The sequence below is a fragment of the Pseudarthrobacter sp. B907 genome (assembly GCF_040137805.1).
Taxonomy (GTDB): domain Bacteria; phylum Actinomycetota; class Actinomycetes; order Actinomycetales; family Micrococcaceae; genus Arthrobacter.
The window spans coordinates 146,448-173,334 of record NZ_JBEEQE010000003.1 but is presented as its reverse complement, the minus strand read 5'-3'; the positions used below and the strand labels follow the sequence as shown (position 1 = coordinate 173,334).

At 68.4% G+C, this 26,887-nt stretch carries 18 protein-coding genes; 5 read left to right on the top strand and 13 right to left on the bottom strand.

The genetic code is table 11. The features are described from left to right. Positions 1 to 39 precede the first annotated feature (39 nt). The 6 genes from ABLI39_RS03790 to glf form a co-directional block, all read right to left on the bottom strand. The gene (locus ABLI39_RS03790) at positions 40 to 702 is read right to left on the bottom strand and encodes a hypothetical protein (protein ID WP_349412085.1); all 663 of its coding nucleotides are present in this window, start codon (positions 700 to 702) and stop codon (positions 40 to 42) included. Then, positions 686 to 2,608: a L,D-transpeptidase family protein gene (locus tag ABLI39_RS03785; protein WP_349412084.1), complete on the bottom strand. Its 1,923-nt coding sequence runs from the start codon at positions 2,606 to 2,608 to the stop codon at positions 686 to 688. The genes ABLI39_RS03790 and ABLI39_RS03785 overlap by 17 nt, the downstream gene beginning before the upstream one ends. Positions 2,609 to 2,791: 183 nt before the next feature. After that, positions 2,792 to 3,544, bottom strand: coding sequence for an ABC transporter ATP-binding protein (locus ABLI39_RS03780; protein WP_349412083.1), 753 nt, complete (start codon positions 3,542 to 3,544; stop codon positions 2,792 to 2,794). Between the two features lies 1 nt (position 3,545). Further along, positions 3,546 to 4,415, bottom strand: coding sequence for an ABC transporter permease (locus ABLI39_RS03775; RefSeq protein ID WP_349412082.1), 870 nt, complete (start codon positions 4,413 to 4,415; stop codon positions 3,546 to 3,548). Beyond that, positions 4,416 to 6,407, bottom strand: coding sequence for a glycosyltransferase (locus ABLI39_RS03770; protein WP_349412081.1), 1,992 nt, complete (start codon positions 6,405 to 6,407; stop codon positions 4,416 to 4,418). It lies immediately after the preceding gene. Then, the gene (glf, locus tag ABLI39_RS03765) at positions 6,404 to 7,591 is read right to left on the bottom strand and encodes a UDP-galactopyranose mutase (RefSeq protein WP_349412080.1); all 1,188 of its coding nucleotides are present in this window, start codon (positions 7,589 to 7,591) and stop codon (positions 6,404 to 6,406) included. The genes ABLI39_RS03770 and glf overlap by 4 nt, the downstream gene beginning before the upstream one ends. Before the next feature lie 214 nt (positions 7,592 to 7,805). Here glf and ABLI39_RS03760 point away from each other — a divergent pair, with 214 nt between their 5' ends. After that, positions 7,806 to 11,924 carry an FtsK/SpoIIIE domain-containing protein gene (locus tag ABLI39_RS03760; protein ID WP_349412079.1) on the top strand — a complete coding sequence of 1,373 codons (4,119 nt, stop codon included), beginning with the start codon at positions 7,806 to 7,808 and terminating at the stop codon, positions 11,922 to 11,924. A gap of 68 nt (positions 11,925 to 11,992) precedes the next feature. On the opposite strand, the gene ABLI39_RS03755 is transcribed toward ABLI39_RS03760, so the two are convergent. Beyond that, positions 11,993 to 12,460 (bottom strand): hypothetical protein, encoded by a 468-nt coding sequence (locus ABLI39_RS03755; RefSeq protein ID WP_497899811.1) that lies wholly within the window; start codon positions 12,458 to 12,460, stop codon positions 11,993 to 11,995. Positions 12,461 to 12,699: 239 nt separating this feature from the next. Between ABLI39_RS03755 and ABLI39_RS03750 the strand changes: the two genes are divergently transcribed. Then, on the top strand, positions 12,700 to 12,948 hold the full coding sequence (locus ABLI39_RS03750; RefSeq protein ID WP_003804966.1) for a WhiB family transcriptional regulator: 249 nt from the start codon (positions 12,700 to 12,702) through the stop codon (positions 12,946 to 12,948). Positions 12,949 to 13,056: 108 nt separating this feature from the next. Here the strand turns inward: ABLI39_RS03750 and ABLI39_RS03745 are convergent, their stop codons facing one another. The 4 genes from ABLI39_RS03745 to ABLI39_RS03730 are packed head-to-tail and all read right to left on the bottom strand — an operon-like array spanning position 13,057 to position 21,495. Beyond that, positions 13,057 to 14,526 (bottom strand): sensor histidine kinase, encoded by a 1,470-nt coding sequence (locus tag ABLI39_RS03745; RefSeq protein WP_349412078.1) that lies wholly within the window; start codon positions 14,524 to 14,526, stop codon positions 13,057 to 13,059. Positions 14,527 to 14,561: 35 nt separating this feature from the next. Next, a complete protein-coding gene (locus ABLI39_RS03740; RefSeq protein WP_349412077.1) occupies positions 14,562 to 19,439 on the bottom strand; it encodes an NAD-glutamate dehydrogenase in 4,878 nt (1,625 codons plus the stop codon). A 59-nt stretch (positions 19,440 to 19,498) separates the two neighbouring features. Continuing rightward, positions 19,499 to 20,854 (bottom strand): CpaE/TadZ family protein, encoded by a 1,356-nt coding sequence (locus ABLI39_RS03735; RefSeq protein WP_349412075.1) that lies wholly within the window; start codon positions 20,852 to 20,854, stop codon positions 19,499 to 19,501. Beyond that, positions 20,854 to 21,495: a CpaB family protein gene (locus ABLI39_RS03730; RefSeq protein ID WP_349412074.1), complete on the bottom strand. Its 642-nt coding sequence runs from the start codon at positions 21,493 to 21,495 to the stop codon at positions 20,854 to 20,856. The genes ABLI39_RS03735 and ABLI39_RS03730 overlap by 1 nt, the downstream gene beginning before the upstream one ends. Before the next feature lie 155 nt (positions 21,496 to 21,650). On the opposite strand from ABLI39_RS03730, the gene ABLI39_RS03725 reads away from it, so the two are divergent. After that, positions 21,651 to 21,866: a helix-turn-helix domain-containing protein gene (locus ABLI39_RS03725; protein ID WP_349412073.1), complete on the top strand. Its 216-nt coding sequence runs from the start codon at positions 21,651 to 21,653 to the stop codon at positions 21,864 to 21,866. A gap of 60 nt (positions 21,867 to 21,926) precedes the next feature. On the opposite strand, the gene ABLI39_RS03720 is transcribed toward ABLI39_RS03725, so the two are convergent. Continuing rightward, positions 21,927 to 22,505, bottom strand: a complete 579-nt coding sequence (locus ABLI39_RS03720) for a hypothetical protein (protein WP_349412072.1) — start codon at positions 22,503 to 22,505, stop codon at positions 21,927 to 21,929. 183 nt (positions 22,506 to 22,688) lie between these two features. On the opposite strand from ABLI39_RS03720, the gene ABLI39_RS03715 reads away from it, so the two are divergent. Both ABLI39_RS03715 and ABLI39_RS03710 read left to right on the top strand, forming a co-directional pair. Then, positions 22,689 to 23,507, top strand: a complete 819-nt coding sequence (locus ABLI39_RS03715) for a LysM peptidoglycan-binding domain-containing protein (RefSeq protein ID WP_349412071.1) — start codon at positions 22,689 to 22,691, stop codon at positions 23,505 to 23,507. A 46-nt stretch (positions 23,508 to 23,553) separates the two neighbouring features. After that, complete coding sequence (locus ABLI39_RS03710; protein ID WP_349412070.1) at positions 23,554 to 24,027, top strand: Rv3235 family protein; 474 nt, start codon at positions 23,554 to 23,556, stop codon at positions 24,025 to 24,027. Between the two features lie 104 nt (positions 24,028 to 24,131). Here ABLI39_RS03710 and secA read toward each other — a convergent pair whose 3' ends face one another. Next, positions 24,132 to 26,867 (bottom strand): preprotein translocase subunit SecA, encoded by a 2,736-nt coding sequence (gene secA / locus ABLI39_RS03705; protein ID WP_349412069.1) that lies wholly within the window; start codon positions 26,865 to 26,867, stop codon positions 24,132 to 24,134. Positions 26,868 to 26,887 lie beyond the last annotated feature (20 nt).

Here is a 26,887-nt window from a genome sequence, read left to right as displayed (position 1 = left end):
GGCGTCCCCGCAACCGGGCGGGAACGCCGCCGGCTTTCGTTAGGGCAGCGTGGCGATAGCGATCAGCTTCTGCCGGATACCGTCAATCGGCGCCGCGGCGGACGGAACGGCGAGCGAGATGCGCGTGACCTTTGCCCCGTCCACCACCTCGAGCACGTATTCTGTCGAACCGCTGAGCCGGTTCAGCGAATACCATGCACGGCTTCCCACCCCTGACACCTGTTCCGGCGCCATCATGAGCCTGGGGAGCTGCAGCCTCTTGAGGGCCGATTCGTCACCGGCAGTGGTCGTAATCAGCAAGGCATTGCCCGGATCCGCTGCCTGGCCGGCTGGTATTGGCGCCAGCCCGAACGTGCAGCTGACGTCGACGAGGCCGTCCTTCGTTGCGGACTGGCCCGAGGGCGCCTGCAGCTGATCGGCAACCGGACCCAGAACCCCCTTGATCCCCGCAGCTCCGGGCGAACTGCAATCCTCGGGTCGTACCGGCAGCACCGTGCGCCCGTCATGGGTGGTGGGTTCGGTGCCGGGACCGACGGCGGAAGTGCCGGTCGGCGACGGCGGGGGGCTGCCGGCTCCACCGGAGGCGGCCGACTGCCCCGCGCCCGGGGCGCCGGTGCAGGCGGACAGCACCAGGCTGCCCGCCACGAGCAGCAGGAACCGCCAGCTCGTTCCGTTGTGGTTGCTGCTAATTGAAAATGTCATATCCAACCCCCATGACAATCCGGTCGCCCGGGTTTGCCGTCCGCATGAACTGCAGCAGATCGCCGTCGTTCAGTGAAATGCATCCCCAGGTGGGAACGTTGTTCCCGTGCAGGAAGATGGCGAACCCGGCATTCATCACGATAGGCGAGTCCGGCGGCCGGTTGTAGTTGATCACGACGCCCTGGCGGTAGTCCCGCGACGGCCTGGTCGCGTAGTACCACATGTTTTCATCAGGGAAGACGTCGCCGCTGGACTCAAAGTACTTGTTGTAGTTGCCGTTGAGCTGGCCGCCCCAGCGGGAGTAGGGGTTCAGGGTCCGGTAGGCAAGGCTGGTACCGGGGTTGCCGAGGCCGAAAGCTTCGGTCACCGTGAAGCTTCCTGTGGGCGAGTACTTCTGCCAGGTCGGACCCGTGGCATATCCGGGCCCGGCAAAGCCCGATTCACCGACCGAGCCCAAGGCTCCCCACTCGGTGGCATATTGGCCGTTGGACTGCCGGACGCAGGTGATGAAATTGGCGCGGGTCGCCCGGTAGTCCTCGGCGATCGCGAAGGAGACCCGGGACGCGCCCCCGGTGGCGTACTTCACGGTCCCGGCATTGAGGGCCGGGCAGTATCCGGACGTGGCCGGTTTGAACTTCACGCCGTAGCCTGCGATCCACTGGAGTTCGCCGTACTGGAACAGTTGCCTGCAGTTGCCTGCAGCATCACACATCTCACCGGTGGTGGGATAACCCAGGACGCCGTCCTGGGCGTACCGCGAGGTGTAGAACATGCCCAGACCACCCCACACTGCCTCGGTCCCTGCGCCGATCGCAAAGTAGATGGTGCCCCGCTGGAAGGCCTGGGAACAACCGCCGTCGCGCAGGCCGCACCGCTCGCTGCCCACCGGGTAGCCGATGTAACCTGCGCTGCCTCCCATAGCGTCGTAGCGCCCCTGGATGCCGCCCCACACCGGGAACGTTCCGGCTCCGGGGACGAAGTAGATGGTTCCCCGCTGGAACCTCTGCAGGCATGCGCCGCCAGGCAGGCCGCATTGCTCGGGCGCTGCCGGGTAGCCGAGATAGCCGGATGAGCCGCCCAGGTTCTCGTACAGCATGCTGATGCCGCCCCAGATTGGCCACGTGCCGCCGGGTCCGAAGTAGATCAGTCCACGCTGGAAGTGCTGGACGCAGTGACCCGCCGGAACGCCGCATACCTCTGCCTCGAGCGGGTAACCGAGGTATCCGCCGACTCCGCCAAGCCCCTCGTAGCGCATGCTGACGCCGCCCCAGACGGGGTAGGTTCCCACGCCGGGAACATCGTGGAGGGAACCGCCGCGGAACTGCTGCCGGCAACTGTTGGCCGACAGGCCACATTTCTGGTCCTCGCTGGGGTAGGACAGGTTCCCCTGGACGCCGCCGTACTTATTCCAGGCCGCCTCGATGGGCCCGGCCATCAGATGCGCGCCGGTGCCCGGACTCCAGGCGATGGTGCCATGCGCGAACGTCTGAAGGCATCCGCCGGCTGCCAAGCCGCACAGTTGATCCGCGGTGGCGGGACCAACGGCCCCGAGGTCGCCGCCCAGGCGCACATGCTCGACGCCGATGGCGCCCGGAACGGCGAACGCGGCAGCCGCCGCCCCGACCGGCTGGGACGCTTCCGGGCTCGGTGCTGCCGGCGCCGGTGCAGTGGGAGCCGCCGAGACCGACGGCCCCGCCTGCGAGGCGTCAGGCGACGGGGTCGGCGCGGGCGCAGTGGCCGTGGCCGTAGCCGTAGCCGTAGCCGTAGCCGTAGCCACGGGTGCAGTTACTGTTGCCGTTGGCGACGGGCTGGACGTGGGCGCAACGGGCAGCGCTTCCATCGCGGTGTCGGCCGCGGCCGGCCCCTGGACCAGGGTGACGAGGCAGAGTCCGGCGCTCAGCGCCACGGCAATGCTTCTGCCGATGCCGGTTCCTGCGGTGTGGCGCCGACCCCCTGCCCTTCGGCCCATCGGCTTTTTTGGCACCAACGTAGTCATAGATTCTGCTCCCGCATCCCCCGGTACGGGGCACAGCCCCCGTTTCGGGCCCATCCTATGCGATGGCCGCCCGCTGCTGCATTTCACACGCCGCTATGCGACTGCCGATCTGCGACGGAGCTCGTCGACGACGTCGTGCACTTCCGCGTCCATCACGATTTTGCCGTGTTCGAGCAGCACTCCCCGCTCGCACACTGTCGCCACCAGATCGAGGTCGTGGCTGACCACAAAAAGGGTCTTGCCCTTGTCCGCCAACTCCTTGATCTTGGCGATGCACTTTCGCTGGAAGGGCTCGTCGCCCACAGCCAGGATCTCGTCGATCAGGAAGACTTCGGGGTCGGTGTGGACGGCAATGGAGAACGCCAGCCGCAGGTACATTCCCGAGGAGTAGAACTTCACCTCGGTGTCGATGAATTCCCCGATCTCCGAAAACTCCACGATGGAATCGAACATCTCATCAATCTGCTTCTCGGACATGCCGAGGATGGCGCCATTGAGGTAGACATTGTCCCGGCCGCTGAGATCGTGGTGGAACCCTGCGCCGACCTCGATGAGGCCGGCAACGCGCCCGCGGGTCCGTACCGTGCCGCCGTCGGGCTGCAGCACCCCGGAAATCAATTTCAACAGCGTCGACTTGCCGGAACCGTTCAGGCCCAGGAGTGCGACGGTTTCACCCTGCTTGACCTCAAGCGACACTTCGTTCAAGGCCAGGAATTTCTTGGACAGGTCGCCTTTGCGGCCTTTCACCAGCCAGACCAGGGCTTCTTTCAGCGAGCGGGTGTGGCGCAGCACAAACTGTTTCCGGACGTCGATGCAGCTGATGGCGACGTGCCCGTGCGGGGTCATCTCAAAGCTCCTGGGCAAAGTGGATTGAAAGTCGGCGGAACGTCAGCTGTCCGAGGAAAAGCACCGCGAGGGTGGTGAGCAGTGAAACCGGAAGCCAGAGCGTGAACAGGTCGGGAGGCAGGGTGCCGGAAACCATCTGGTCCGCCTTCAGGGTCGGTTCCCAGAAAGCCCAGTGGAAAACCTCGACCGCGGTCGTCATCGGGTTCAGCTGGTACAGCCAGTACCAGGGGCCCATAACGCGCTCGACCATCGACCAGACGTACAGCACCGGCGACGCCCAGGTGACCACCATAACGATCATGTCGACGATGTTCTCCGAATCGCGGAAGTACACGTTGACGGCACCGAACATGAGCCCCAGGCCCGTGGCGAGCACGGAAACCATGAGGAAGATCAGCACCACCGCGGCCAACTGCAGGACCGAGGGAGTCCATCCGACCAGCAGGCAGGCCGCGATCAGCACCACCAACTGCGGCAGGAAGTGCGCCGCCGAGACCCACACCGTTGCCACGGGAAAAAGCTCACGGGGCAGATAGATCTTCCGGATCAGATCGCGGTTGTCGACGATGGACCGGGTGGAGTTGGACAACGACTCCGTGAAGAAGTTCACCAGCACAATGCCCGCGAAGAGGTAGATCGCGTAATTGGGCGTGCCGTGCTCAAGGTTCAGGAAGATGCCCAGTGCGATGAAGTAAATCAGGAACTGCATCAGCGGCTTCACGTACGACCACAGCAGCCCCAGCACCGAACCGCGATAGCGGATCTTGATTTCCTTGCGCACCAGCAGCTTCAGGAGGAAGCGGTCGCCATAGACATCAAGCAGTCCACGCCCGCTGCCGGGCTTTACCAGCTGGTCGTTCTGACCGGCCATCTAGCGGCCGTCCCTGGCGTCGGCATCGAACGTTTTCTTCCACGCGGCCATCGACGTGATGTCCGGGACGGCGGCACGGTACTGCTCGGCCAGTTTGTCCCATTCACGGAAGAGGCGCAGGTGCAGCCGGGAGGCTTCCGATAGCATCGATTTGAGCTTCTGGGGGTCGCGGCGGTACCAGGACGCCCCCGTGCCCTCGGCGTTGGAAACTACGACACTGTCGTAGTGGGCAAGCCTGAACCAGCGGTTGTCACGGTGGGCCAAGAAGCCTTGGGGGCGTTCCGCGCTCTCCGGTGCGGGCGCCTTGACGAGCTGGCGCGCCACGGTCTTGATGCCCCAGGGCACGAGGTCCTTCTTGCGCGGCATGCCGATCGGGGCGCCTCCCATGGGGCCCCGGCCAAGCTTGGGCGCCGGGAAGTCATCGACGTCGTCCTTGAGTTGCGCGTCCGTGTACTGGGACTTGAGCGCGTTGATCTCCGGAAGCCGCGTTGCCAGCACCTCGTGCAGATCACCGGGTCCCTTGAGGAGGTCTTTCATGGCCTCGATGCGTCCGTGCTCGGTGAAGTACTGCATGGAGACCAGGTGCTTGACGTCGGCCTGGACAGATTCCCGCAAGACACGGCCGCCCTTGGGATACGGGCTGTGAATGAGGGTCGTGATGAGCCTGTTCCGTTCGTGGAAGTAGGACTGCCAGCCGACCATGTCGTCCTTGTCCGCCCACGAGACGTGCCACACGGCGGCGCCGGGCAGCGACACGGTGGCGAAGCCCGCTTCCCGGGCGCGGAGGCCGTATTCGGCGTCGTCCCACTTGATGAACAGCGGCAGGGACAGCCCAATTTCCTTGATCACCTTTGTGGGGACGAGGCACATCCACCAGCCGTTGTAGTCGACGTCCACGCGGCGGTGCAGCCACGCAGTCTGCCGGAGGTTGGCGACGCTGAAGTCGTGGCGGAGCTCCATGTCCGCGTGAGGCTGCGCCGGCACGAACCGGTACGGGTCCACGACCTCGCCGAAAGTGTGCAGGACACTGCGGCTGTATAGGTCGAACATGTGCCCGCCAATGATGGTGGGCTTGCGGCAGTAATCGGCGAAGGTCAGCAGACGGACGATGCTTTCGGGCTCGACGACGATGTCGTCGTCGAGCAGGAGTACGTAGTCGCTGCCGTTCTCGACGGCCTCATACATGCCGCGGGCGAAGCCGCCGGATCCGCCGAGGTTGGCCTGGTTGATGACGCGCAGCTTGCCGCCCAGCGCGTCCCTGACCTCCGCAAACCCGTCCTGGTCCTCGACCTTCTGTGTCCCCTGGTCCACAATCAGGATCTCCTTGACGTCGGTGAGGACGTCAAGGTTTTCGGAGAGGATCCGTGCGTTGTTGAGGCAGAAATCCGGCTTGTTCATCGTGGTGATTTCCAGTGTCACCTCGCCGCGGCCCCCGACGCGCTCCTGTGTTTCCCACTGGGCGGATTCCAGTACCAGGTCGGTTGAGCTGGCGGACAGGTCGAACCAGTACCACCCGCCGTCGCCGAACGGCTTGAGGGTCAGCTCAAAAACCGATGTCGTTTCGCCGTCGACGTGCCGGCCGTCGACGCGCTGCACGGAACCCCGGGCGTTGGACTTGTAGACCGTCACGGCACCTGTGCCGGTGGTCCGGATTACGAGGCGGATATCGCGGACGGAGGTCCACCGCCGCCAGTAGCTGGCCGGGAAGGCATTGAAATACGTGCCAAAGGAGAGCTGCTCGCCGGAACGCACCCGCATGGAATGCCGGCTGAGTATGTCCTCGAAGTGCGCCTCGCCGCCGCCGGAGCTGAACATCTGCAGCTTGTCCTCGGGCAGTTTGGGCGAACGGGCAAGCTCGTCGTTCTCCCGCAGGCGGATGCCGCTGGCCGGCCCCGCATCCACGTACAACGGGATCGTGTCAGTCTGATCGTCCGGGGGCAGGATGACCCGCTGAATCCGGGCCCACTCGGTCGTTACGTCGGCGCCGTTCATGCGTCCACTCCCCCGCTTTCAATCGTGGCGCCGCTTTCGAAGTGCGGGCGGATCTTGTTCTCAAACATGGTCAGGGCGGATCCGATGGCCATATGCATGTCCAGGTACTTGTAGGTGCCGAGGCGTCCGCCGAAGAGGACGTCGCGCTCGGCGGCCGCGAGGTCGCGGTACTTGAGCAGGCGTTCGCGGTCCGCGGGGGTGTTGATCGGGTAGTAGGGCTCGTCGCCCTTCTCGGCCGCGCGCGAGAACTCGCGCATGATGACGGTCTTTTCCGTCTGGTAGTCGCGCTCGGGGTGGAAGTGGCGCGGCTCGATGATCCGGGTGTAGGCGACGTCGTCGTCGTTGTAGTTCACCACCGAGGTGCCCTGGAAGTCCCCGACGTCGAGCACTTCTTCCTCGAAGTCGATGGTGCGCCAGGAGAGGTCACCCTCGGCGTAGTCGAAGTAGCGGTCCACCGGTCCGGTGTAGACGACGGGGATGGTGCCGACGACCTTGTTCTTGCTGTACTCGTGCGACTCGTCGAAGAAGTCGGTGTTGAGCCGGACCTCGATGTTCGGGTGCTCGGCCATCTTCTCGATCCACGCGGTGTAGCCGTTGGTCGGCAGGCCCTCGTACTTGTCGTTGAAGTAGCGGTTGTCGTAGTTGTAGCGCACCGGGAGCCGGGAGATGATGCCGGCGGGCAGGTCCTTGGGATCCGTCTGCCACTGCTTGCCGGTGTAGTGCTTGATGAACGCCTCGTAGAGCGGCCGGCCGATGAGCTGGATGCCCTTGTCGTTGAGGTTCTGCGGATCGGTGCCCGCCAGTTCGCCGGCCTGTTCCTTGATCAGCTCCTGGGCCTGGCCGGGGGTCAGGTTCGCGCGGAAGAACTGGTTGATGGTGGCCAGGTTAATAGGCAGGGAGTAGACCTCGCCCTTGTGGACGCCGTAGACCTTGTGCACGTAGTTGGTGAACGTCGTGAAGCGGTTGACGTACTCCCACACGCGGTCGTTCGAGGTGTGGAAAAGGTGCGCGCCGTACCGGTGGACTTCGATCCCGGTCTGCGCCTCCTTTTCGCTGTAGGCATTGCCGCCGATGTGGTGGCGGCGGTCGATGACGACGACCTTCAAGCCCAGCTCGGTGGCGGCCTGTTCTGCGATTGTCAGGCCGAAAAAGCCCGACCCTACGATAACGAGGTCAGCGGTCACAAACTCTCCTGGTTCGAATGTGGGCAGCGCAACGTTGTGCATTGTCTGCTGCTCTAGCCTACCCGAGACACAGTGTGAACCGGCGAATCGGGGGCCGCCGCAGCACGCCGCCCAGGCCCGCCAAAGTTGTCCACATGGCGGGATTCCCGCAGGCCAGGTCCGGATTGCGCGGCCTAGCGTTGACTGCATCGCCCGCGAGAAAGGACCCCAGGCGATGCTCCTGCACTGCACTCTTGTCGGGCAGCCGGGCTCGGTCGTGGCGGAGCCGGTGGAGCTCTCCGTCGCGGCTCCCCTTGGCTGCCCCGGCGCCGTCCTCCAGGACGTGATCTCCCAAAGGTTCGGCACGGACCGGCTGAGCGTCGCGGGACGCCCGCTGGCCGCCCTCACGGCAGGCACGGCCCCGCTGGTGAACGGGGCGGTGCTCGTTGACGGCTGGCCCGGGGGTCCGCGGCCGGCGGTGCCGCCCCGGGGAAGGTCCCTCGAGCAGCCCCGTGCGCCGCTGCTGCTGGCCGTCCTAAGCGGGCCGGGCGCCGGGACCGTGCTGCCGCTGCGCCGCGGCCGCTACCGGATCGGCCGGAGCGCAACGGAAGTGGCCATTCCGGACGCAGACCTATCCCGGGAACACGCGCGGTTGGACGTTTCGGACGCGGGGATCACCGTGACCGACCTGGGCAGCGCCAACGGGACCTGGATCGGCGGCCTGGAGGTGCGCTCCGCGCCGGTGTCCACCGACAGCGTCATCGGCTGCGGGAACTCGACGCTGGCCGTCCTCTTCCGCGGGTCCGGTCCGGGGTTGTCCGGTCCGGGGTTGTCCGGTCCGGGCGCGCCGGGGCTGGCTCGCGCGGGCGAGGACACGACGGAGCCGCTGAGCGTTCCGGCCCCGGGCTTCGCCGGCCCCCGGACGCTCCTGCTGCTGGCCGCCCTCCTGCCCCTCGCCGCGGGAGTCGCCCTGGCCGTCGCTACCGGGATGTGGATGTTCCTGGCGTTCACCGCGGTCTCGGCCGTCCCGGTCCTGCTGCCAGTTCTGGCCGGCCGCCGGCAACGCCGCGAGTTGGACGCCGCTGTGGCGGCAGCGGTCGTCCAGGACGGTGAACGACGGCGGCGGGCCGCCCCGTCCGCGGCCGATCTGGTGCTCCGCGCGGCACACCCGGGCCCGGCGGAGGCCGGAGCCCGGTCGGGATCCGCTGGCACCGAGGACGGTCCGGTGTGGCTGCGGCTCGGGCTGGCCGCACAGGCCGCGAACATCCGTCTCGAACCGGCCCAGCCCGGTTTCCGTGCCCCGCCCGCCGGTCCCCTGCCGCTGGTCCTGGACCCCTCAGCGCCCACCCGGCTCTCCGGGCCCGCGCCGGCCGTGGCCGGACTGGTCCGATACTTCGTTATGCAGCTCGCCGGCTACCCCCGCGCCTGCCGCACCCGGGTTCACCTTCATGGGCCGGCCCGGTCGCTCCCGCTCGCCGCGCGCTTCCTGCCGCGGGTTTCACTCTCGTCCAACGCGGCGGTCACCGCCGCGCTGGTCACGGCCGGTCCCGGCGCGGGCTGCGACAGGGGCGTGCTGATCGTGCTGCCCGGCGCCGGAACCAAGGCCGCGGAGGCGGCCGCGGCCGAAGCGCAGCGGCTCGGCTGGCAGGTGATTGTTGGTTCCGAGGCCGCCGACCCCGGTCCGGGCCAGGCTGTCGCCCTCGGCGGAGGCACCGGCCGGCTCACGCACGGCACCGACGGTACCGACTTCGTGCCCGATCTGGTGCCGGAGCGGGTTTTTGACCGTTTCTGCCGCCAGCTCGGGGGCATCGGCGGAGCGGCGCCGGGGCCGTCCTCCGTGCCGTTGTCCTGTTCGCTGGAGCAGCTCCTGGGGCTGTCAGACGCGCAGGTGGCGCGCCGCTGGGCAGCGGACCGCGAACCCCAAGGGCGGCAGCCGGGACTGTCCGTCCCGGTCGGCCGTGGTGCGGCCGGGACTGCGCGGATCGATCTGCTTGCCGACGGCCCGCATCTGCTGGTGGCCGGTACAACCGGGGCCGGCAAATCGGAGTTCCTGCGCAGCCTCGTGACCGCGCTCGCCGCGTGCTACCCGCCGGACCGGGTCAACCTGCTGTTTGTGGACTTCAAGGGCGGCTCAAGCCTGGGACCCCTGACCGGACTGCCGCAATGCGTCGGGCTCCTCACCGACCTGGACGGCTACGAGGTGGACCGGACGCTGGCCTCCCTTCGGGCCGAAGTCCGCCGCCGCGAGGAATTGCTGGCGGCCGCCGGCGTCCCCGACCTTTCGTCTTACCCGGCGCCCGCCCCGGAGTTCCCGGCGCTCCCCCGCCTGGTCCTGGTGATAGATGAATTCCGGATGCTGGTGGAGGATGCCCCGGAGGCGCTGAGGGAATTGATGCGCATCGCGGTGATCGGCCGATCCCTCGGCATCCACCTGGTCATGGCGACCCAGCGGCCGCAGGGGGCACTTACCGCGGATATCCGGGCCAATGTCACCAGTAGCGTCGTGCTGCGGGTCCAGTCCGAGCTCGAATCCGCCGACATCATCAACTCCGGGCTCGCCGCCGCCATCCCGATCGGGAACCCCGGGCGCGCCTATCTGGTGCGCGGCGGCGGGGTGGCGGAAGAGTTCCAGACGGCGACCCTCGCCGCGGTGCCGTCGGTGCCGCCGGACGTCACCGTGACCGCGCATCCGGCCGAGGCGTTGCTCGACCGGATGCCGGATGAGCTGCCACTGACCGGGGAGCTGCCGGCCGGCCCCGGCCCGGGGGCGGGGCCGTCAGAGGCCGCCGAGAGTTTCGCGGCACGCCTGGCGACGTTGTGGCACCGTCAGGGCGGCACCCCGGCACGGAGGCCGGTCGCGGATCCGCTTCCGCCGGCCCCGGCGCTCCCCTGCCCTGCTGCACGCGCCGAGGCAGGCCCGGACACCGACGCCGGCAACCGTGCAGGCCGCGCGGTCCTGCTGGGCCTGGTGGACCTGCCTGAACAGCAGGAGGTCCGCCGGTTCGGCTGGAGTCCCGACCTCCACGGCCATCTTGCCCTGGTCGGTGGAACGCAGGGCGGGGCGCACAACGGGGGCGCCGAGGTGTTGCTGCTGGCCCTGGACCAGCTGGCGGACTCCGATGCCGAGTCGCATCTCTACCTGCTCGACGGGGACGGCGCCCTGGCCGGCGCGGCCGGCTTTCCCCGGGTGGGCGCCTGGGCCGGCCCGCAGGAGCCGCGCCGGGCGGCCCGGGTGCTGGCCCGGGTCGCGGAGGACATGACCGCGCGGCTTGCTGCGCCGCGCTCGCTGAAGCCTCCCCCGCTGGTGCTGGTGCTGCACAACTGGGGGTCGTGGGTTTCAGCGTTCCGTTCCGGTCCGGTGGCGTGGGCCGAGGACCTCGCCGCGGACCTCGTCCGGGACGGTTCCAAGGCGGGCATCACCGTGCTCCTTTCCGGCGAGCGCGAGCTCGTGACCGCACGGTTCTTCGCGGCGGTCCCCAACCGGATCTACTTTCCGGCCGGTTCTACGGAGGAGGGCAGGCTGGCCTGGCCGCGGCTTCCGCGGCTGCCGGCCGTCCCGGGCCGGGTGGTCGTCTCGGGGGAAATCGTCGACGACGGCGGGCGGCCGGGCGGAGCCGCCGTGCAGGTGCCCCGGGCGGCACAGCTCTATGCGCGGCCCGCGGAGGACCCCGGCGCTGCGCAGCCACGCCGCAACCCGGGCCGCAGCGTGCGGACCCAGCCCTTCCGAGTGGAGGCGCTTCCGGCCGTGGTGACAGCGGAAGAGGTCATGTCCCGGCTCGGTCCAGCGCGGGACGCGGATGCACTGCTCTGGATCGGAGTGGGTGGTGATGAGTTACAACCCGTCGGGGTGCCGGTCCCGCCCGGCAGTGTCGTCGCCGTCCTCGGCGGCCCCGGGTCGGGCAAAAGCACCCTGCTGAGCGCCCTGCCCCGGCTGAACCCGTCCCGGACCTGGCTGCGGCCCGCGGCCGGATCCGGGCGGGAAGGCTACTGGCCCGGCATCCAGGCCCGGGCCGACGCCGGCGGGCTCGACCGCGCCGCGATCATCCTCGCCGATGACGCGGACCTCGGTGGCCCGGAGACGAATGCCGTGCTGTTCGAGCTCTGCGGCCGGGGTTGGACGGTGGTCTTCACCGCCGGATTCGGCCCCGCGCTGCAGCAGCGTGTGCCGCTGGCGTTCCAGGCCCGAACCCACGGCACCGGGATCCTGCTCTGCCCCCGGAGCCTGATGGACGGGGACCTCTTCGGCGTCCGCTTCGAACCGGAGCTCCATCCGCCGGCCGGGCGCGCTGTGGTGATCACGGGAGGACGGGCCGCTGCCGTGCAGTTGGCGGTGGATCCGGGGCGGCCGCCGTGACCAGCGGCCATGCAGCGGCCTGGCAGCGGCCTGGCGGCCGCCCTGCACCCATCCAGGCAATGCCTTCCCTACAAGGCCGGTGGCGCTCCGCCGGCCCTGGACGCAAAGGCGATGACGCGCTTGTCGAACAGCAGCACAATGGCGACGGCGGCCGGCAGCAGCATCGCCAGGCCTGCCAGGGGGTAGCCTCCGGTCAGGGTGGGAAAGCCGATGGTGAGCATAAAGAGCTGAGCCACCAGGGCCCCGGCGCGCGGCCAGCGGTACCCGCGGAACAAGAAATGGCCCACGGCGAAGAGCCAGGCCGAGAAAGCCAGGAGCAGGCCCAGGGTAAAGACCGCACCCCAAAAGGACAGCACGGGCGCCCCGGTGAGCAGCTGGAATCCGTACCAGCCGGCGGCCACCAGCAGCGCTGTGGCCTCCAGGGCGGCGACGACGGCGATGACAGTGATTCCGGCGGGTCTGGCCGCCGGGCCGGGCCCGGGTCCGCCGGCCTGGTTCTCAGCGGGATCAGCGGGGTTCTCAGGGGGTCTTGACACACTGGCACACTACCGGACATAGTCGAACAGAAGTGGGGGCTCCGCCAGTCAATGTGATGCATCGCTCACAATTTGGCGGCATTTGTACCGCAAATACCCCTTGTTTACACAGCGTTAACATGACACGCTTAATCCAGATGACCGAGGGGGCCCACAGGGCCCTTTTCTTATGAGGCCTCAAGTGAATAATTTCACAAGAGGCATTTAACGAATTCCCAGGAATGGAGTTACTGATCAGCATGGATTGGCGTAACCGCGCAGCGTGCCTTGACAAGGACCCGGAGCTGTTCTTCCCCGTCGGAAACACCGGCCCTGCCCTCCTGCAGATCGAGGAAGCCAAGAGCGTCTGCCGGCGCTGCCCCGTAGTGGACACCTGCCTCCAGTGGGCCCTCGAGTCCGGCCAGGACGCCGGCGTCTGGGGCGGCATGAGCGAGGACGAACGCCGTGCCCTGAAGCGCCGCGCAGCCCGCGCCCGCCGCGCCTCCTGATTTTTACGCCGGGCGACCGGCACACGATGGCCTCGGACCCACCGGTCCGGGGCCATCGCGCGTTAAGCCGTGCGTTGGGCTCCGCCCGCACGGCAGAACGGCCGCGTCCTAACGCGGGGCGAGGCTCAGGACGACCTGCACCGCGGTGCCGCCGCCGTCCCGCGGTTTCCACTGGATGCTTCCGCCGAGTTCGCTGGTGACAAGGGTCCGCACGATCTGCAGCCCCAGGCCTTCCGTATAGGACCCGGCTGGAAGTCCGACGCCGTCGTCCGCGACGGTGACGGTCAGCAATTCGTCCCCGTCCTCGCTTTCGGAGCGGTCGGCGAGCAGCCAGACGGTTCCGGCCCTGCCTTCGAGCCCGTGTTCGACGGCGTTGGTCACGAGTTCGTTGATCACCAGGGCCAGCGGGGTGGCGAAGTCGCTTGGCAGTTCCCCGAACAGGCCGGACCGCTGGGTCCGCACCTGCTGCGAGGGCGAGGCGACCTCCGCTGACAGGCGGAACTGGCGCCCGATCAGCTCGTCGAAATCGACGCTCTGGGTCAGGCCCTGCGAGAGGGTCTCGTGGACCAGGGCAATCGTGGCGACCCGGCGCATGGCTTGTTCGAGCCCCTGCTTGGCCTCGTCGCTGACCATCCGGCGGGACTGCATGCGCAACAGCGCGGCGACGGTCTGCAGGTTGTTTTTGACCCGGTGGTGGATCTCCCGGATGGTCGCATCCTTCGTGACGAGTTCCATCTCGCGGCGGCGCAGTTCCGAGACGTCGCGGCACAGCACGAGCGCCCCGAAACGTTGCTGTTCGTCCCGCAGCGGGATCGCCCGCAGGGACAGGCTCACCCCGCGGGACTCGATCTCGCTGCGCCACGGCATGCGCCCGGTGACCACGAGCGGCAGGGTCTCGTCCACCATCCGCCGGTCCCGCAGCAGGCCCGCGGTGACCTCGGCCAGCGACCGGCCCTCGAGGGACTCGCCGTCGCCGAGCCGGCGGAACGCGGACACGCCGTTGGGGCTCGCGTATTGCACGATGCCCTCGGCGTCGAGCCGGATCAGGCCGTCCCCGACGCGCGGCGCGCCGCGGCGCGATCCGGTGGGTGAGGCAAAGTCCGGCCAGAGGCCCAGCGTCCCCATCCGCAGCAGATCGTAGGCGCACTGCCGGTACGTCAGTTCCAGCCGGGACGGCATCCGGGAGCTGGAGAGGTCCATGTGCGAGGTCACGATCGCCAGCGTCCGCCCGTTGCGCACCATCGGCACGGCCTCGACCCGCATGGCCGTGTCGCTGCTCCAGTTGGTCTCGTTGGAGCGTTCGATCGTGCGGCTCTCCCAGGCCTTGTCGACGAGGCGCTTCAAATCCGAGCGGATCCCCTCCCCCACAAAGTCGGCGTGGAACACCGTGTGCGTGGTGGAGGGGCGGACGTGCGCCAGTGCCACATAGCCGAGCTCGGGGTGCGGGAACCACAAGGCGAGGTCGGCAAACGCGAGGTCGGCGACCATCTGCCAGTCCCCCACGAGCAGGTGCAGCCACTCGGCATCCCCCGGCCCGAAATCAGCATGCTCCCTGATAGGGTCCGTAAAGATTGCCACTGCACCTCCATTTGCGACGCCGGGGCCGGCAGGCCCTAGCGTCGGACGATTGACCTCAAGAGCCTCAATGCTACCGAGAGTGAGGCCATGTCATCGGCCTCGAGCGCGTTCACCTCGTCAAACATGCTCTTGGCCCGCCCCAGCTGCTCGACGTTCTGGCTTTCCCAGGCCACCAGGCGTTCCTCCGCCGGCAGGTCCGACGGCGTTGCCTCCAGCACCGCCGTCGTCATATCCGAGACGGTCGAGTACAGGTCATCGCGCAGGGCCGCGCGGGCCAGCGCCTGCCAGCGGTCCTTCCTCGGCAGCTTGGTGATGCGCTCAAGCAGGGAATCGGCGTGGAAGCGGTTGAAGACCGTGTAGTAGACGTGCGCGATGTTCTCCACCGGCTCGGGGCTGACGTGCACGATCTTGGCGATGTCCAGGAGCACAAAGCTCTCGAACAGCTCCGCCCAGCGGTGCGCCAGGTCCTCGGGCAGCTCCCAGCTCCGGGCCTTCTCCAGCCACTGCGCCACCCGCTCGCGGTCATCGCCGCGCAGGTACTCCAGCAGCCGCGCCCGCATCGGGTCCATCAGCGGCTTGAACTCGGCCACGATCTCGGCGATCGGGCGCGCGGCGTTGCCCTGGCTGAGGACCCACCGCACGGCACGGTCCAGGAGCCGGCGGATGTCCAAGTGGACAGTGCTCCAGTGCTCGGTCGGGAACGACGCCGGCAGCTCGTTGAGCTCGGCGACCATGATGTCGAGTTCGTAGACCTCGCGAAGGGCCACAAACGCCTTCGCGACGGCGGCCTCGGTGGCCGAGGTCTCCTCCATGGCCCGGAACGCGAAAGTGATGCCGCCCATGTTGATCATGTCATTCGCGACCACCGTAGCAATGATTTCCCGGCGCAGCGGGTGGCTGTCCAGTTCGGCGTCGAACCGTTCCCGCAACTGCTTCGGGAAGTAGGCGCGGAGCGTCTCGCGGAACCACGGGTCCTCCGCGAGATTGCTGTCGCGCAGCGCCGAGGCCAGTTCGATCTTGGCGTAGGCGGCCAGCACGGAGAGCTCCGGCGAGGTCAGCCCCTGGCCCTGTTCGAGCCGCTCACGCAGCGTCTCGGTGGTGGGCAGGGCTTCCAGCTCGCGCTTGAGGTCGGCGGACTTCTCCAGCCAGTCCATCAGCCGCTCGTAGCTGGGGCTCCATTCGGAAACCCGCATCCGGTCGTTGAGCAGCAGGATGTTCTGGTCGATGTTGTCCTCGAGCACCAGGCGGCCCACTTCCTCGGTCATCGAGGAGAGGAACCCGGCCCGTTCGGCCGGATCGAGTTTGCCGGCGGCCACCATGCGGTCCACGAAGATCTTGATGTTGACCTCGTGGTCGGAGCAGTCCACGCCGGCCGAGTTGTCGATGGCGTCGGTGTTGAGGATGACGCCCTGCAGCGCGGCCTCGATCCGCCCGCGCTGGGTCATGCCCAGGTTTCCGCCTTCGCCGACCACCTTCACCCGCAGTTCGCGGCCGTCGACGCGGATGGCGTCGTTGGCCTTGTCGCCGACCGCGGCGTTGGTCTCGGTGGAGGCCTTGACGTAGGTGCCGATGCCGCCGTTGTAGAGCAGGTCGGCCGGGGCCAGCAGGATCGCGCGGAGCAGTTCCGGCGGGCTGAGCTGGGTGGTGCCTTCCGGCAGCCCGAGCGCGGCCTGGACCTGCGTGGACACCGGGATGGACTTGGCCTGGCGGGCGAACACGCCGCCGCCCTCGCTGATCAGCGACTTGTCGTAGTCGTCCCAGGAGGAGCGGGGCAGCTCGAAGAGCCGCTGCCGTTCCGTGAAGGACGCGGCCTCGTCCGGGTTCGGATCGAGGAAGATGTGGCGGTGGTCGAAGGCCGCGAGCAGCCGGATGTGCTTCGAGAGCAGCATGCCGTTGCCGAAGACGTCCCCGGACATGTCGCCGACGCCGACGACGGTGAACGGCTCGGCCTGGGTGTCCAGGTCCAGCTCGCTGAAGTGGCGTTTGACCGATTCCCAGGCGCCACGGGCGGTGATGCCCATGGCCTTGTGGTCATAGCCCACGGAGCCGCCGGAGGCGAACGCGTCGCCGAGCCAGAAGCCGTATTCGGCGGCGAGGCCGTTGGCGATGTCGGAGAACGAGGCCGTTCCCTTGTCTGCAGCGACCACGAGGTAGGAATCGTCGTCGTCGTGCCGGACGACGTCGGCGGGCGGCACCCGCGTCTCGCCCTCCGGCGTGGTGACGAGGTTGTCGGTGATGTCGAGCAGGCCGCGGATGAAGGTCTTGTAGCTCTCCACGCCCTCGGCCATCCAGGCGCCGCGGTCCGCCGCGGGATCCGGAAGCTGCTTGGCGTAGAAGCCGCCCTTGGCGCCGGTGGGCACGATCACGGCGTTTTTCACGGTCTGCGCCTTGACCAGGCCGAGGATTTCGGTGCGGAAGTCTTCGCGCCGGTCCGACCAGCGCAGCCCGCCGCGGGCCACCTTGCCGAAGCGCAGGTGCACGCCCTCGACCCGGGGCGAGTAGACCCAGATCTCGAACATCGGCCGCGGGAAGGGCAGGCCGTCAATGCCGGAGGGGTCCAGTTTGAAGCTGAGGTGCGTCTTGTCCTGGTAGAAGTTGGTCCGGAGCGTGGCCTGGATCAGGTTCTTGAAGGTGCGCAGCACCCGGTCGGCGTCGAGCGTGGCGACCTGCTCGATCGCGGCGTCCAGGCTGGTGCGGACGCTGTCCTGGCGCTCTGCGCGTTCCGCGGCGGGCAGGGCGGGGTCGAAGCGGGCGGCGAAGAGGGCGGTCAGCCCGCGGGTCACGTCCGGGTTGGCCAGCAGCGTGTCCGCCATGAATTCGAAGGAGTTGGTGTTGCCCATCTGGCGCATGTACTTGGCGTAGGCGCGCAGCACGACCACCTGGCGCCAGGCCATGCCTTCACGCAGCACCAGCCGGTCGAAGCTGTCCGATTCCACGGCGCCGGAGACGGCCGCGCCGAACGACTCGCCGAGCAGGGAGCCGGTGCCCAGCGGGTCCACCCCGGCCGGGTACTTCAGGCCAAGGTCGTAGAGGAAAAAGTCGCGGTGGCCGGCCGTCTCGATCTCGAAGGGCCGTTCGTCCAGGACCTCGAGGCCGAGGTTGTGGAAGTACGGCAGGATCTGGCTCAGGCTCTTGGGCTCGAGCATGTACAGCTTGACGCGGGCGTCCTCCTCAAGGGTGGCCCCGGCGCCGTCGGGCAGGTAGACGTGCACGCCGGGCCGCTCCTCGCGGGTCCCGCCGGCTGGCTCGCCGGCGCGCTCGGCGGCGGCGCCGTACTTCTCAAAGCGGGCGATGTCCTCGAGGGCGTCCTCGACTTCGTAGTCCACCCGGTAGCTGGCGGGGAAGGCCTCGGCCCACTCGGCGGCGAGTTCCTTGGCGCCGTTCTCGCCGTCGGCGCCGGCCCGCGCGCGGAGCACCTCGGCGATGCCTTCGCTCCAGGAGCGGGCGGCCCGCACCAGGCGCTTCTCCAGCTCGTCGCTGTTGACGTGGCTGACGTCGGCGTCCTTGGGCAGCCGGATCCGGAAGAAGAGCCGGGCGAGGGCGGATTCCGTCATCCGCGCCTCGTAGTCGATCGAGACGGCGTCGAAGGTCTCCCGCAGTTCCTGCTCGATCCGCAGCCGCACGTTGGTGGTGTACCGGTCACGGGGCAGGTAGACGAGGGCGGACATAAAGCGGCCGTAAATGTCCGGGCGGAGGAACAGCCGGGTCCGGCGGCGTTCCTGCAGCCGCTGGATGCCGGTGGCAATGGCGGCCAGGTCGGGGACTTCGATCTGGAAGAGCTCGTCGCGCGGGTAGGTTTCAAGGATGCCCAGCAGGTCCTTGCCGGAGTGCGAGTCCGGCGGGAAGCCGGCGTCCCGCAGCACGGCGTCGACCTTCTCACGCACCACCGGGATGTCCCGGACCGAGGCGGCGTAGGCCGTGGTGGCGAACAGGCCGATGAAGCGCCGCTCGCCGTTGACGTTGCCGGCGGCATCGAAGCTCTTGACGCCGATGTAGTCCAGGTACGCCGAGCGGTGCACCGTGGAACGGGAGTTGGCCTTGGTGATCACCAGGGCACTCTTCTCGCGCGCCTTCTTGCGGCCCGTCTCGGTCAGGTGCTGGATCTGGTGGCGGCTGTCGCCGGCGTCGCGCAGCAGGCCGAGGCCGCTGTCCTCCCGCAGTTCCAGCACGTCCTCGCCGGAGTCGTTCCGCAGGTCGTATTCGCGGTACCCGAGGAAGGTGAAGTTCCCGTCATCCAGCCAGCGGAGCAGGTCCTGGGCCTGGCGGATTTCTGCGATCGGGGCGGCGTTGGCCACGTGGTCGAGGCCATCGGAAATCTCGTGGGCCTTGTGGCGCATCTTCGGCCAGTCCTCGACGGCGGCGCGGACGTCGCCGAGGACCCTGGTGAGGCCCTCGATCAACTGCTGGCGCTTGGTGTCGTCGACCCTGTCGATTTCGACCGCGATCCACGACTCCATGTGCGAGGCGTTGTCGCCCTCGGCGATCAGGTGCGAGAGGTTCGGCATCGCCGCAGTGTCGCCGCTGGAGATACCCAGGTGCGAGGGAACCCGCGAGACCTTGACCAGGGCGCCGCTGGCGCGGTTGCGGGTGACGACAAAGAGCGGGTGGATCACGAGGCGGATCGGGGACTTCTGCCGGACGAGTTCGGCGTTGACGGAGTCCACCAGGAACGGCATGTCGTCGGTGACGATGTAGACGACGCTGGACTCGGCCTCATCGGCGATCGCGATGTTCGCGACGCCGGGCTGCCGGGTGGCGGCCGTCGCCAGGTGTGCCTGCGACCGCGCGGTAAGGACGTCCTCCCCGTAGGCGCGGGCGTCCTCCTCGGCGAGGTGTTCGTAGTAGTCCGCGAAGTACCCAACACCTGCACCGATCGAAACGGGCTGATCCTCCACGCTGGACCCAGACGACATCGACAAACGCCTCCATCAAAAAAGTTCATGGCCGCACCGTTGCGGCCCTCATGGCGAGCCTAGTCTTTTGACAGCCGCTTTGCTGTGGGAGAAAGGACAGAGGATTTGCGATTTCGCTGGACGGGTGCACAAACGAGTGAGGTGAGGGCCTGTCGGAGGCCCGAGTCGGGGGCGCACTCGAGCAGCAGCGAACCGGCCAGCAGTGCGGCGTCGCAGGCCGCCGGATCCGCCGGCAGGAAGGCTTCCAGCGGCGACGATGGGCCGTAGCGCGCCCAGGCATCGCGGAGCTGGCGCTCCGGCAGTCGTCCGATGGCGGAGGCCCGCACCTTGTTGAGCACCACGCGGGGCGATGCCTGCGGGACCGCTGACTCCAGCTCGGCCAGGGCCCGGACCAGCCGCGGCACGCCGACGGGGTCTGCGGCGCCGATGGCATAGACGGTGTCGGCGACTTCCAGGCTCCGCAGCGTGGCGGCGTTCCGGCGCGGCGCCATCGAGTCGAAGCTGAGCTCCTCGTCCGCCTCAAGGCAGAAGCCCGTGTCGATGACCGTCACCTCGGCGACCTCCCGGGCCCGCTGGTAGACGAGCGAGAGGGCCGCGGCGCGGAGTTCGGTCCAGCGGTCGGCGCGGGTGATACCGGTAAGGACCCGGAACGAACCGGCACGGGTTGCCACCGGGGCGGCGATCCGCAGCAGCGCTGCTCCGTCCAGCACGCCCTGGTCCGCCAGCCGGCACGCCTGCGCGAGGCCGGCCGCCTCGTCCAGCAACCCCAGCACGGCGGCCACGCTGGCGCCGTAGCTGTCGGCGTCGACCAGCAACACCGACTTGCCCTCAGCAGCCAGTTCCCCGGCGATATTGGCGGCCACCAGGGTCCGGCCGGGCGCGCCGGCGGGGCCCCAGACGGCGATGATCCGGCCCGTTGCCGGCTGTCCGTCGCCCGCCGGGCCCTGCGGGTGGTCCAGCACTCCGTCCTGCGGGCCGCTCCGCCTGCCGCTCTGCCTGCCGTCTGGCCGATGGAGCGCCGCGGTGTGGTCCGCGTAGGCGCTTGCGGCCATGCCGGGTCCCGGCGTCGAAAGCCGGTCGACGGCACCGGCGATCAGGACAGCGAGTGCATCCGCCTCCACGGCGGGGGCCTCCACGGTCACCCCGATCCCCCGCAGCCTGGCCGCTTCGTCCGGGCTGTCGGTCAGGGCCACGACGGCGACGCCCACGGCAGAGAGGCGGTCCACGAGGGAGGCGGTCAGCTCCGCGCTGCCGTCCGCGACGACTGCGGCCCGCGCCAGCCCCGTCTGGCACGCTGCCAGCAGCTCGGCGAGTTCACCGCAGCGCCGGACGACCGACACCGGGCCGTGCAGTCTCTCCAGCCCGCCAACCAGGTCCTCGCGGGTCCGGCCGACGGTGACCACCGGAATGCCCATTAGGGTGCTCCGCCGGGATTCCAGACCACGGAGATCTTCGCCTTGTTGGCCTGGGCCCCCAGCAGTTTCGGCATCGAGGCGTCCGGGACGAGGACCATCACCACGGTGGAGCGCTGTGCCCCCAGCGCCGTGCTGCCGGGAGTGAGCTGGGCGATCTCGGCGCCCGGCAGCAGGAGGGTGGGCTCACTGAAACCGTTGCGGGCGTCCGGCAGCGCCACCCAGACATCCACCCGCGAGCCTGCCACCGCCTGCGGGGGCAGGGCCTCCTCGATCGTGACGGCGACCGGCTTGCGGTCCAGGCCGTCCAGCCGGCCCAAGCTTTCGCGCGGGAGGAGCTGGTCCTTGCCGATCCGCTGGACGGCGACCAGGCCGTCGGGCACGCCGGACTCCGGGGTGAGGTAATGCTGCTCCACGTCGCCCAGGCGGACCTTGACCAGGTGCAGCTTGTCGGTGGTGAGCTTCTCTCCGACCGCGATCGGAGCGCTGGCCGCATAGGCCTCCGTCGTCTGGTCCACCGCGGCGACCAGCGAGACGACGCCAACGACGGAAGCCAGAACCAGCAGGATACCGACCAGGAGGCGGGGATCCTTCCAGGAAGGTTTCTTCAGCCGGGCGCCGCCGGCCACCGTGGTCCCACTCATGCGAGTCCTGCTCCCCCCGTAGTCGCAGCCCGGGCTGCGGGCGCCGGACACCCTTATTCTCACGAATTGGGGCCCCGGCGGGAAGATCCCGAGCTAAACGGCAGCAAACTGTGGATAACGGGCCCAAACGGCCCCGCTGGTGGCAAAATGGTGCCATGCCCCGATTCCTGACCCTCGCGGATGTTGCCGAGCAGCTCCAGATCAACTCGCCGGCGGCCTACGCCCTGGTCCGCAGCGGCCAGCTGAAAGCCATCCAAGTGGGCGGCCGCGGCCAGTGGCGCGTTGAGGAGACCATGCTCGAGCAGTACATCCAGGAACGCTACGCCGAGGCAAGCCGCATGATCGAGGAAGCCAGGGCCAAGGGCAGCTGAGTAGGCACCGGACGGCTTACCCGACCGTCTGCGCCAGTTCGCCCGTGTGCGCCAGCTGTACTAGCCCGGCTGGCCTGCGACCCGGACCGACCTGAGTCCGGCCAGGGCGGCAAAAGGAATGGTGGCCACGCCGCTGACGTTGGCCGGGCGGCGATCCTCGCCGGGCTCTGTGATGGCCAGGTCAAGAAAATCGCGCCCCACCCTATCGATCACTCCGTGCAGCCCGGACTCCCCCGCCGTGCCCCGCGACACCAGCACCGTGAGGCTGGCGCGGTCGCGGGCCAGCCCGCGCAGGGCACTGGCCAGCCCCAGCCGCTGCCGGACCGCCGGCCCCGCGCCCACCGCCAGCCTGGCTAGCCCCGCATATCGCACGGCAGAGGAGTGCGGAATCAGGACCTGGTGCCGTTCCTCGTCGAGGACCAGCCATTCGCCGCCGGCATGACTCAGAATCCCTTCATACACCGTTCCGGAACCCAGGTGGACGCCGATCCGGAGCCCCACCGAGCCGCGCAACCGGTCCGCCAGTTCGACCGCGGCCGCATCCACCCGCGCCCGCTCGTTAATCTCGACGTCCAGGTCCAAACGCTCACCCGCGGCAAGCTGGGCCTCCAGATCTGAAAACAGGGCGTCCCAACGCATGGCGTCAGCGTAGGCGGGCCCTCGGCGACGGTCAATCCACAACCCAGCCGAAAGCCCTAGACAAAACGCATCGCGGGAGTTCAAACTCTGTCTAAGAGATACAAACAACATCAAACGGCATCAAAATGGTATTGGAGTTGTGTTCTTCGGATCCGGCGGGCATGGCCCGCGAGGGAGGCGATTGTGGCAATCAGGGAGTTTTCCGGCCCCCGCCGCCGGCGCCGGCTGGGCGTCGACGCGGCCATGGCGGCCGTCATCCTGCTGCTGGGAGCCTTCCTGGCCGGTACGGGTGCCCGGCTCGCGCAGCGCCTGAGCGCCTCGGCGGCCCGGCGCCAGTCCCCCTCCTTCGAGGACCATATCGGCGTCGCCGCCAACACCATCGGCCTGATCGTGGTCGCGTGGTGGCTGCTGTCCTTCCTCATCGCCCTCGCCGCCGCGCTGCTGGAACGCTGCGGCAGCCGCCGGGCAGCCGCAGCGGCGGGAAAGTTCAGCCCCGCCTTTATGCGCCGGCTGGCGCTGGCCGTCCTTGGGCTGCAGCTCGCGGCAGCGCCACTCGCCCACGCCGGTGACACCGGCCCGGGCACGGACTCCCCTCCCGCCGCGGCCGCGGCCTGGGTCCCCACCGGTGCTTCAGCCGCGGATTCCGGTGCGCCCTCCCCCGGCCACCGGACTCCGGGACCCGATCCGCACTGGACGCCGGCGCCCGCGCCGGTGGATCCGCACACGCTCGCGGCCAGGCACCTGCGGCCAGCGGACCCCGCGCCGGGGCCGGCGCAGGAGACGGCGACGGCGACGGCGACCGGGGCGGGCACGGCGGAGGTGACGGTCCGGGCCGGGGACTCGCTGTGGAGCATCTGCGCGGCGGAGCTGGGACCGCTGGCCTCCGACGTCGACATTGCCCTGGCGTGGCCGCGGCTCTATCAGGCCAACCGCGGCGTCATCGGCGGCGACCCCGGCCTCTTGCTTCCGGGGCAGGTCCTCAGGATGCCCCTCGATCTATAAAACAGCACCATCCGCACACCAACCCAGCGACAGCAAAGGAACACCCATGAGCCCCCTGACCGGCATCCGCGCAGTCACCGCTGTCCCCCGCCCGCCGGAGCCGCCCGATCACCGCGCCGCTGCGCTCCGTCCAGCGCCGCACGGCCCGGCGCCGGTGCTGCGGCCGGTGGACCAGCACCGCGAGGTGTGCGCCATTTCCCGTTCCACCGTGCAGGCGGCCATTGAAGTCCTCGCCGGCACCCGGCCCGCCCAGCAGCTTGCCCGCCGGCTTGACGAGCGCTGCCTGGCCGCGCTGCAGCACCGGGCGGCACTGACCCGCAGGGTCGCTTCGGGCACGTCCCCGACGGCGGGCCGGCTGCACCGGAACCCGGCTGTGCGCTCGGTCCGCGCCTGCCGGGTGTCCGAGGATGTGTACGAGGCCAGCGCCGTCGTCTCGGATGAGCTGCGCGTCCGTGCCGTCGCGCTGCGGCTGGAGCGCAGCAGGCTGGTGTGGCGGGTCACCGTGCTCGAAATCGGCTGAGCATCCCGCCGGGAAATTTCGGGAAAGGAGGAGGGCGCAAAGACAGGCAGGGCCGGAACTCCCGTTCCGGCCCTGCCTTCTGGTGCGGCCCCTGCCGCTGTGTCCTAGCGGCGCTTCTTCTTGTTGGCGCGGCGCGGGGATTCCTGGGCAGCCTTTGCAGGGTTCCCGGAGCGTCCGGAGGACTTCGCCTCGACCCGGGTCTGGGCCGCGCCGTCCTCGCCGGGGGCTGTGTACTGCAGCTGGGCCGGCTTCTCCGGCGCCTCCAGTCCGGCCGCGTGGATCTCCAGTTCGCGGTGTTCGGTGTGCTGGCCCTCGGCGTCGGCCACCACAACGTCCTGAGCCGGGGTCACTTCGACGTCGAGGTTGAACAGGAAGCCGACGCTCTCCTCGCGGATCGCCTCCATCATGGCCTGGAACATGATGAAGCCTTCGCGCTGGTACTCCACCAGGGGATCGCGCTGGGCCATCGCCCGCAGGCCGATGCCCTCCTTGAGGTAGTCCATCTCGTAGAGGTGTTCCTGCCACTTGCGGCCGATCACGGAGAGGACCACGCGCCGTTCGAGTTCGCGCATGCTCTCGGAGCCGATCAGCTCCTCGCGGGCCTGGTACACCAGGCGGGCATCGGAGAGGATCTCTTCCTTGAGGAACTCGACGGTGATCCGCGACTTGCCGCCGGCCTCGTCGATCACGTCGCGGGGGGTGAAGCTGACCGGGTAGAGGGTCTTCAGGTTGGACCACAGCAGGTTGAAGTCCCAGTCGTCGCCGGTGCCTTCGGCCGTGGCCTCGTCGATGAACGCGGTGATCGTGTCCTCGAGGAAGTACTGGACCTTTTCGTGCAGGTCGTCGCCTTCGAGGATGCGGCGGCGGTCGCCGTAGATGGCCTCGCGCTGGCGGTTCAGGACGTCGTCGTACTTCAGGACGTTCTTGCGCTGTTCGGCGTTGCGGCCTTCCACCTGGCCCTGGGCCGAGGCGATGGCCCGCGAGACGAGCTTTGATTCGAGGGCGACGTCGTCCGGCACCGAGCTGTTCATGAGCCGCTCGGCCGCGCCGGAGTTGAAGAGCCGCATCAGGTCATCGGTCAGCGACAGGTAAAAACGGGACTCGCCGGGGTCGCCCTGGCGGCCGGAGCGGCCGCGGAGCTGGTTGTCGATGCGGCGGGACTCGTGCCGTTCGGTGCCGAGCACGTACAGGCCGCCGAGGTTCAGGACTTCCTCGTGCTCGTCCTTGACGGACTGCTTGGCCGCCTCGAACGCGGCGGGCCACGCGGCTTCGTATTCCTCGGAGTTTTCCTCGGGGTCGAGGCCACGGGTGGCCAGTTCGGCGACGGCGGTGAACTCGGCGTTGCCGCCGAGCATGATGTCCGTACCGCGGCCGGCCATGTTGGTCGCGACGGTCACGGCTCCCTTGCGGCCGGCCTGCGCCACGATGGACGCTTCACGGGCGTGGTTCTTGGCGTTCAGGACCTCGTGGCGGATGCCTTCCTTGGCCAGCAGCCGGGAGAGGTACTCGCTCTTTTCCACGCTGGTGGTGCCGACCAGGACCGGCTGGCCCTTCTCGTGCCGCTCGGCGATGTCCTTGACCACGGCGTCGAACTTAACGGTCTCGTTCTTGTAGACCAGGTCCGCCTGGTCGATGCGCTGCATGTCCCGGTTGGTGGGGATTGCGACGACGCCGAGCTTGTAGGTGCTCATGAATTCGGCGGCTTCGGTTTCCGCGGTACCCGTCATGCCGGCGAGCTTGTCGTACATACGGAAGTAGTTCTGCAGGGTGACGGTCGCGAGGGTCTGGTTCTCGGCCTTGATTTCGACGCCTTCTTTGGCTTCGATCGCCTGGTGCATGCCCTCGTTGTAGCGCCGGCCGGCGAGGATGCGGCCGGTGTGCTCGTCCACGATCAGGACTTCGCCGTCGAGGATGACGTAGTCCTTGTCCCGCTTGAAGAGTTCCTTGGCCTTGATGGCGTTGTTCAGGAAGCCGATCAGCGGGGTGTTGGCGGACTCGTAGAGGTTGTGGATGCCGAGGTAGTCCTCGACCTTTTCAATGCCGGCCTCGAGGACACCGACGGTGCGCTTCTTCTCATCGACTTCGTAGTCGGTTTCGGGCTGCAGCCGCAGCACCACCTTGGCGAATTCGCTGTACCAGCGGTTGGTGTCGCCCTGGGCCGGGCCGGAAATGATGAGCGGGGTGCGGGCCTCATCGATGAGGATGGAGTCCACTTCGTCGACGACGGCGAAGTGGTGGCCGCGCTGGACCAGCTCGGACTTGTCCCACGCCATGTTGTCGCGCAGGTAGTCGAAGCCGAATTCGTTGTTGGTGCCGTAGGTGATGTCCGAGGCGTACTGTTCGCGGCGCACCGCGGGGTCCTGGTTGGACAGGATGCAGCCGCTGGTCAGGCCCAGGAAGCGGTAGACGCGGCCCATCAGGTCCGACTGGTATTCGGCGAGGTAGTCGTTGACGGTGATGACGTGAACGCCCTTGCCTGCGAGCGCATTGAGGTAGGCCGGAGCCGTGGCCACCAGGGTCTTGCCTTCACCGGTCTTCATTTCGGCGATGTTGCCCAGGTGCAGGGCGGCGCCGCCCATCAGCTGGACGTCGAAATGGCGCATCCCGAGGGTGCGCGAGGAGGCTTCGCGGACCGCGGCGAACGCCTCGGGCAGCAGGTCGTCCAGCTTTTCGCCGTCGACGTGGCGGGCCCGCAGCCGGTCCGTTTCTTCACGCAGTTCGGCGTCGGTGAAGGTCTGGAAGGAGCTTTCCAGGGCATTGATGGAATCGGCATAGTTCCGCAGTTGCCGCAGGGTCTTTTTGTCACCCGTACGGAGAAGTTTTTCGATAAGTGATGCCACGTGAAATTGCTCCCAGTCTC

What these genes read in the sequence shown, in the direction of transcription:
- ABLI39_RS03790 (WP_349412085.1), bottom strand. Translation starts at nt 702, where the DNA reads ATGACATTTTCAATTAGCAGCAACCACAACGGAACGAGCTGGCGGTTC.
- ABLI39_RS03780 (WP_349412083.1), bottom strand. Translation starts at nt 3,544, where the DNA reads ATGACCCCGCACGGGCACGTCGCCATCAGCTGCATCGACGTCCGGAAA.
- ABLI39_RS03775 (WP_349412082.1), bottom strand. Translation starts at nt 4,415, where the DNA reads ATGGCCGGTCAGAACGACCAGCTGGTAAAGCCCGGCAGCGGGCGTGGA.
- ABLI39_RS03770 (WP_349412081.1), bottom strand. Translation starts at nt 6,407, where the DNA reads ATGAACGGCGCCGACGTAACGACCGAGTGGGCCCGGATTCAGCGGGTC.
- ABLI39_RS03760 (WP_349412079.1), top strand. Translation starts at nt 7,806, where the DNA reads ATGCTCCTGCACTGCACTCTTGTCGGGCAGCCGGGCTCGGTCGTGGCG.
- ABLI39_RS03750 (WP_003804966.1), top strand. Translation starts at nt 12,700, where the DNA reads ATGGATTGGCGTAACCGCGCAGCGTGCCTTGACAAGGACCCGGAGCTG.
- ABLI39_RS03740 (WP_349412077.1), bottom strand. Translation starts at nt 19,439, where the DNA reads ATGTCGTCTGGGTCCAGCGTGGAGGATCAGCCCGTTTCGATCGGTGCA.
- ABLI39_RS03735 (WP_349412075.1), bottom strand. Translation starts at nt 20,854, where the DNA reads ATGGGCATTCCGGTGGTCACCGTCGGCCGGACCCGCGAGGACCTGGTT.
- ABLI39_RS03730 (WP_349412074.1), bottom strand. Translation starts at nt 21,495, where the DNA reads ATGAGTGGGACCACGGTGGCCGGCGGCGCCCGGCTGAAGAAACCTTCC.
- ABLI39_RS03725 (WP_349412073.1), top strand. Translation starts at nt 21,651, where the DNA reads ATGCCCCGATTCCTGACCCTCGCGGATGTTGCCGAGCAGCTCCAGATC.
- ABLI39_RS03720 (WP_349412072.1), bottom strand. Translation starts at nt 22,505, where the DNA reads ATGCGTTGGGACGCCCTGTTTTCAGATCTGGAGGCCCAGCTTGCCGCG.
- ABLI39_RS03710 (WP_349412070.1), top strand. Translation starts at nt 23,554, where the DNA reads ATGAGCCCCCTGACCGGCATCCGCGCAGTCACCGCTGTCCCCCGCCCG.